The sequence below is a fragment of the Solidesulfovibrio sp. C21 genome, assembly GCF_047785625.1.
Taxonomy (GTDB): Bacteria; Desulfobacterota; Desulfovibrionia; order Desulfovibrionales; family Desulfovibrionaceae; genus Solidesulfovibrio.
Genome location: NZ_JBLODY010000138.1, coordinates 1 through 4,715, shown reverse-complemented (window position 1 = coordinate 4,715; position 4,715 = coordinate 1). Strand labels below are relative to the sequence as shown.

6 protein-coding genes are annotated in these 4,715 nt (G+C 66.9%); 3 read left to right on the top strand and 3 right to left on the bottom strand.

The window, feature by feature from the left end; translation table 11 throughout:
• Window positions 1-50: 50 nt before the first annotated feature.
• The 3 genes from ACMZ6R_RS20080 to ACMZ6R_RS20070 form a co-directional block, all read right to left on the bottom strand.
• Complete coding sequence (locus ACMZ6R_RS20080; protein ID WP_416114728.1) at window positions 51-782, bottom strand: class I SAM-dependent methyltransferase; 732 nt, start codon at window positions 780-782, stop codon at window positions 51-53.
• Window positions 783-1,061: 279 nt separating this feature from the next.
• Complete coding sequence (locus ACMZ6R_RS20075) at window positions 1,062-1,463, bottom strand: hypothetical protein (protein WP_416114727.1); 402 nt, start codon at window positions 1,461-1,463, stop codon at window positions 1,062-1,064.
• A 90-nt stretch (window positions 1,464-1,553) separates the two neighbouring features.
• The gene (locus tag ACMZ6R_RS20070) at window positions 1,554-2,078 is read right to left on the bottom strand and encodes a hypothetical protein (RefSeq protein ID WP_416114726.1); all 525 of its coding nucleotides are present in this window, start codon (window positions 2,076-2,078) and stop codon (window positions 1,554-1,556) included.
• 101 nt (window positions 2,079-2,179) lie between these two features.
• On the opposite strand from ACMZ6R_RS20070, the gene ACMZ6R_RS20065 reads away from it, so the two are divergent.
• The 3 genes from ACMZ6R_RS20065 (at window position 2,180) to ACMZ6R_RS20055 (ending at window position 4,460) form a co-directional block, all read left to right on the top strand.
• The gene (locus ACMZ6R_RS20065) at window positions 2,180-3,478 is read left to right on the top strand and encodes a GGDEF domain-containing protein (protein ID WP_416114725.1); all 1,299 of its coding nucleotides are present in this window, start codon (window positions 2,180-2,182) and stop codon (window positions 3,476-3,478) included.
• An 8-nt stretch (window positions 3,479-3,486) separates the two neighbouring features.
• Window positions 3,487-3,960, top strand: a complete 474-nt coding sequence (locus tag ACMZ6R_RS20060) for an AsnC family transcriptional regulator (RefSeq protein WP_416114724.1) — start codon at window positions 3,487-3,489, stop codon at window positions 3,958-3,960.
• A 65-nt stretch (window positions 3,961-4,025) separates the two neighbouring features.
• The gene (locus ACMZ6R_RS20055; protein WP_416114723.1) at window positions 4,026-4,460 is read left to right on the top strand and encodes a thioredoxin family protein; all 435 of its coding nucleotides are present in this window, start codon (window positions 4,026-4,028) and stop codon (window positions 4,458-4,460) included.
• Window positions 4,461-4,715 lie beyond the last annotated feature (255 nt).

Sequence of the window (4,715 nt, the reverse complement as noted above, 5' to 3'; positions counted from 1 at the left end):
GTCCGGGGGGAAACTTTTCTACAGAAAAGTTTCCCCCCGGCTCTTCACCTCTACCCCATGCACGTCTTCGCCTTGAACGCCGGGAGCGGGGTCATAGCGGGGGTGTTGGCGAGGCTGATCTCGCAGGCGCAAAACGCGCCGACCGGCAGGGGCAGAAGCGGGGTGTTGAGCTGTCGCCAGGGCGCTTTCTCGCGCCAGGTGCACTTCGGGCCGGGCAGGACCGAGGCCGTGCGCAGGCAGCGCCGGCCAAGGTTCGCGCGCACGAGCCGCCCCATGGCGCAAGGCGAAAACCAGCGGACTTCATGCAGCGGCCCCCGGCGATGCCCGCCGAAAAAACGCATGGACAGGCCGTATAGGGAACACCGATTGAGGTAGCCGACTAGGATGGCCTTTTTGGCCACCCGCCCGGCCTCGGCCAGGACCGCGCCCGGGTCGGGGCAAAATTCCAGCACGGTCAACAGCACGCAGAAATCGAACTCCTTGTCGTCAAAAGGCAGGTGGGCGGCGTCGCCGAGATGCAGATCCGCCTTGGCGCCCAGGCGCCTGCGGGCCGCCTCCAGCATGGCCGGGGCCGCGTCGAGGCCGGTCACGTCGAAGCCGGCGCTGTGCAGGACGTCGAGAAAAATACCCGTGCCGCAGCCCACCTCGAGCAGACGCTGGCCGCGACGGGGCCAGCCGGCCGTCATACGCTCGAGCAGCCGCATTTCCCGCTTGAGGGCGAACTCCCCCGTCGGGGTGGTGAACCAGGCATCGTAACGCCTGGCGGTCTCGTTGTCCCACATGGCCACGTTGGCGACGCCAAGCCCCGTCCCGGACCTCGCTTCCGGCGCGCCTGCCTCCTCGAAACGTCCGACCAACTCCGCCGATCCGGGAAAAACACGGCTTCGTCGCCGCGCGTTGCCGGAAACCGCCGTTACCAAATAGTACCAGAACCACCCGGGCTTGGCAAAAAGCCTATTGCGCCAGGCCACGAATGTCACGTCTCTTAAAATAGAAGCATCCCAGGATGTTGCCTTCAAAAGTGAGTGCCTCTTTCGTGGAAGTGCCCCGAAAAAGGCCGCCTACTGCCGGATCATCTTGTGCAGCTTGGTGCGGCCGCCGTAGTTGTGCCAGACGCTGCCGTCCTTGACGAGATAGGTGCTCGGCTCGGTGTCGCTGACCAGACGGTCGCCGTTGATCGTAAACGGCATCCAGCCCTTGTGCTCCTCCAGGGTCTTGCCGTCGCGCCAATCGTAATAGACGGCGTACTTGCCGCCCTTTTTCACGAGGCAATACTGGTAGCTGTTGGGGCGGTGGTATTCCGACGGGCGCGAGCGCAGGTAGCAGCCCATAAGCAGGGGATCGGGCTCCTTGAGCACCTTGGCATAGACCGTCGGTTCGCCGGCGAGCTCCATCTTGGAGGCCGCGCCGCCGCATCCGGCGAGCAACAGGACCATGGCCGCGACCAGAACGACACGCTGCATAAAAAGGCTCCTCAGGCAAAAAAAGGTTGGCGGGGCGTCGGCCAGACTACGACCGCGCCCCGGTTGTCGCCTCGTTGCCGAGGCACGGCGTCAACGCCTGGGACCCGGACGCCCGACCGGGCCGGGACCGACCCCGGGCCCGGGACCACGCCAGGGTCCGGGAACGGGTCCCCGAACACCCGGATACGGCCCGGGACCTCGCCAGGGCCCGGGAGCCGGCCAGGGGAAGCCGATCACGACGCCGGGGCCGGGATAGACCCCGGGGTAGCCCGGATAACCTGGATAGTACGGATAATACGGGTAGCCGGGGTAATAGGGGTAGCCAGGGTAGCCCGGATAGACCGCCACCGGCCAGCCCGGACCGGGCCCGGGTCCGGGACCCGGACGCACTGCCGGGCCGGGCCAGGGGCCCGGCCGCACGGCAACCCCCGGTCCGGGGATGGGACCGGGACGAAGGGCGGGACCGGGACGCACGACAGGGCCGGGAACGCCGATCGGACCGGGCCGCAGTGCCGGTCCGGGTCCCCCGGGCCGGGGTTGGGCCGCCGCCGTGTTCGCCGCCATCGGCAAGGCCAGGGCCAGCGCCAAAATCGACCACACGATATGCCGTTTCATGGCCGCCTCCTTGTCAGGACCAGCGTTATGAAACGATACCCATTCGGGCGACGATGACAAGAGGCACGATCGCCTTTATCGTACCGGCAAAAGGAGCGGCGATGGCGGAACAAACGGGCGCTGAGCACGGCCGGAGAGGCGCGGTGCTGCTGGCCGAGGGAGACGCGGTCGCGCGGGAAGTGTTGACGGACCTGCTCGCTTCCCGCTTCGAGGCCGTGCATACGGCGGAAAACCTTGAACAAGCCCTGGACGTGCACGCCGGCAACCCCCTGGCCATGGCCCTTGTTGCCGCACGGCTGCCCGGCGGGGCGTCTTCCCTGGCCATGGCCCTGCGCCGGGGCGATGCGAGGCTGCCTTTTTTTCTCACCGGCGCGCCCGAGGACATCCTGGCCCTTTTGACCACCGTGTCCCTGCCGGGAGTGCGTCTGGCGATTCGGCCCTTCGATCCCCTGTCCCTGGGCGCGGCCCTCGACGAAGCCCTGGAGGAGATCGCCGCCAAACGCCTGGCCGAGGAAGCCTGGGACCTGACCCGCCACCTGCTCGACGACGCGCCCCAGCCCATGGCCATACTCGGCGCGGCCAAGCTCGTCTTTTGCAACCGGGCCTTGCTGCGCTTCATGGGGCTGCAATCCTTTCACGAATTTTCCGCCCGGGGCCTTTCCCTGGAGCGTTTCCTGGCCGACGCCCCGCCGCAAGGGGGCCTTGCCGCCTGGATGCGCCGGCTGGAGGAGGACCCCCTCGACCGGGAACACCGGCTGCGCCTTGCCCATCCCGACCGACCGGGTCAGCCGGCCCATGTCTTCCAGGCCGCCGTGACGCCGCTGCCGGGCCATGATCGCCGGCTTTTGACCCTCACCGACGTGACGGAACTGGAACTGGAGCGGCGGGAGCTTTTGGACCTGGCCAACCTCGATCCCCTGACCAGGGCGATCAACCGCCGCAAACTGGCCGAGGTGCTTGCCGACGAGGCGGCCCGGGCCGATCGCTACGGCGCGCCGCTGTCCCTGGTGCTGCTGGACATCGACCACTTCAAGGCCATAAACGACACCCATGGCCACGAAGCGGGCGACACAGTGCTCGTGGAGTTGGCCGGCCGGTTGCGGGCCACGCTACGCCAGGTGGACCGGCTGGCGCGCTTCGGCGGCGAGGAGTTCGTCGTCGTGGCCCCGGGCGTGGGGCTCGAGGCGACGGCGGAACTGGCCGAACGGCTGCGGCAGGCCGTCGCGGACAAGAATTTCGCCACCGCCGGCCGGGTCACGGCCAGTTTCGGCGTGGCCGAACGCGCCCCCGGCGAGGACCCCGAACGCGCCCTGGGCCGGGCCGACAAGGCGCTGTACCGGGCCAAAAACTCCGGACGCAACAGGGTGGAGCGCGACGCGACGCCCCAAACACAGAAGTAACGGGTACCATGGACGCCACGGACAAACGCATTCTCGACATCATCCAGACCGGCTTCCCCATCGCCTCCCGGCCCTACGCCGCCATCGGCGAGGCGGTCGGGCTGACCGAGGCCGAAGCCCTGGCCCGGGTGCGGGCCCTTAAGGGCAAAGGCATCATCCGCCGCATCGGGGCCAACTTCCAGTCGGCCAAGATCGGCTTTTGCTCGACCCTGTGCGCCGCCTCGGCCCCGCCGGAAAAGCTCGACGCCTTCATCAAAGCCGTCAACGCCCATCCCGGCGTCACCCACAACTACCTGCGCCAGCACGCGCTCAATGTCTGGTTCACCATGATCGGCCCCTCGCGCGAGCATATCGCCGAAGCCCTGGCCGCCATCACCGCCGAAACGGGCATCTCCATCCTCAACCTGCCGGCCGACCGGCTCTTCAAAATCCGGGTGGATTTCGCCATGAGCGACGAGGAAAGGCCCAAAACCCCGGCCTGACCTGGACACGGCGGCAGAAGGACTTAAAGGATAATGGCCCGTTAGATTTCCCCTTGGAGGTTGCCATGCCCGATGCCATCCACGCCGTGTGTCCCAAGTGCCTCGCCGTCAACCGCGTCCTGACCGGCCGTTTGGACAGCGGGCCCGTGTGCGGCAAATGCCGCGCCCCCATCCTCGAACCGCACCCCGTCACCCTGACCGGCGGCAGTTTCGATACGTTCCTTTCCAAAAGCGACCTGCCCGTGCTGGTCGACTTCTGGGCCCCCTGGTGCGCACCCTGCCGGGCCATGGCCCCGGCCTTCGACCAGGCGGCGGCCATGCTCCATCCCCGGGTGATCCTGGCCAAATGCGACACCCAGCAGGAACTGGCCATCGCCGACCGCATGCACATTCAGGGCGTGCCCACCATGACCCTGTTCGTCGGCGGCCAGGAAAAAGCCCGCACCTCCGGCGCGCGCGGCGCGGCCGATATCGTGACCTGGGTACGGCAAAATTTGTAAAGAGGGGTTAAGAAGTTGCCGGGGGGAAACCTTTCTTGCAGAAAGGTTCTCCCCCCGGACCCCCTTTCCAAAGATTTTTAACGATTACAATATATTGTCGCCATACCAGCTGTAACCGTTAGAAGTTTTTGGGAGGGGAGAGCGCGAGAGGGGGACCCTTTTTGGAAAAAGGGTTCCCCTCTCGCACTGCTTCGCCATCTTTATCCTTCCTCCGCGTTTGCCACGGCCCTGCTGCTGGTCGCGGCCATGCTTGTG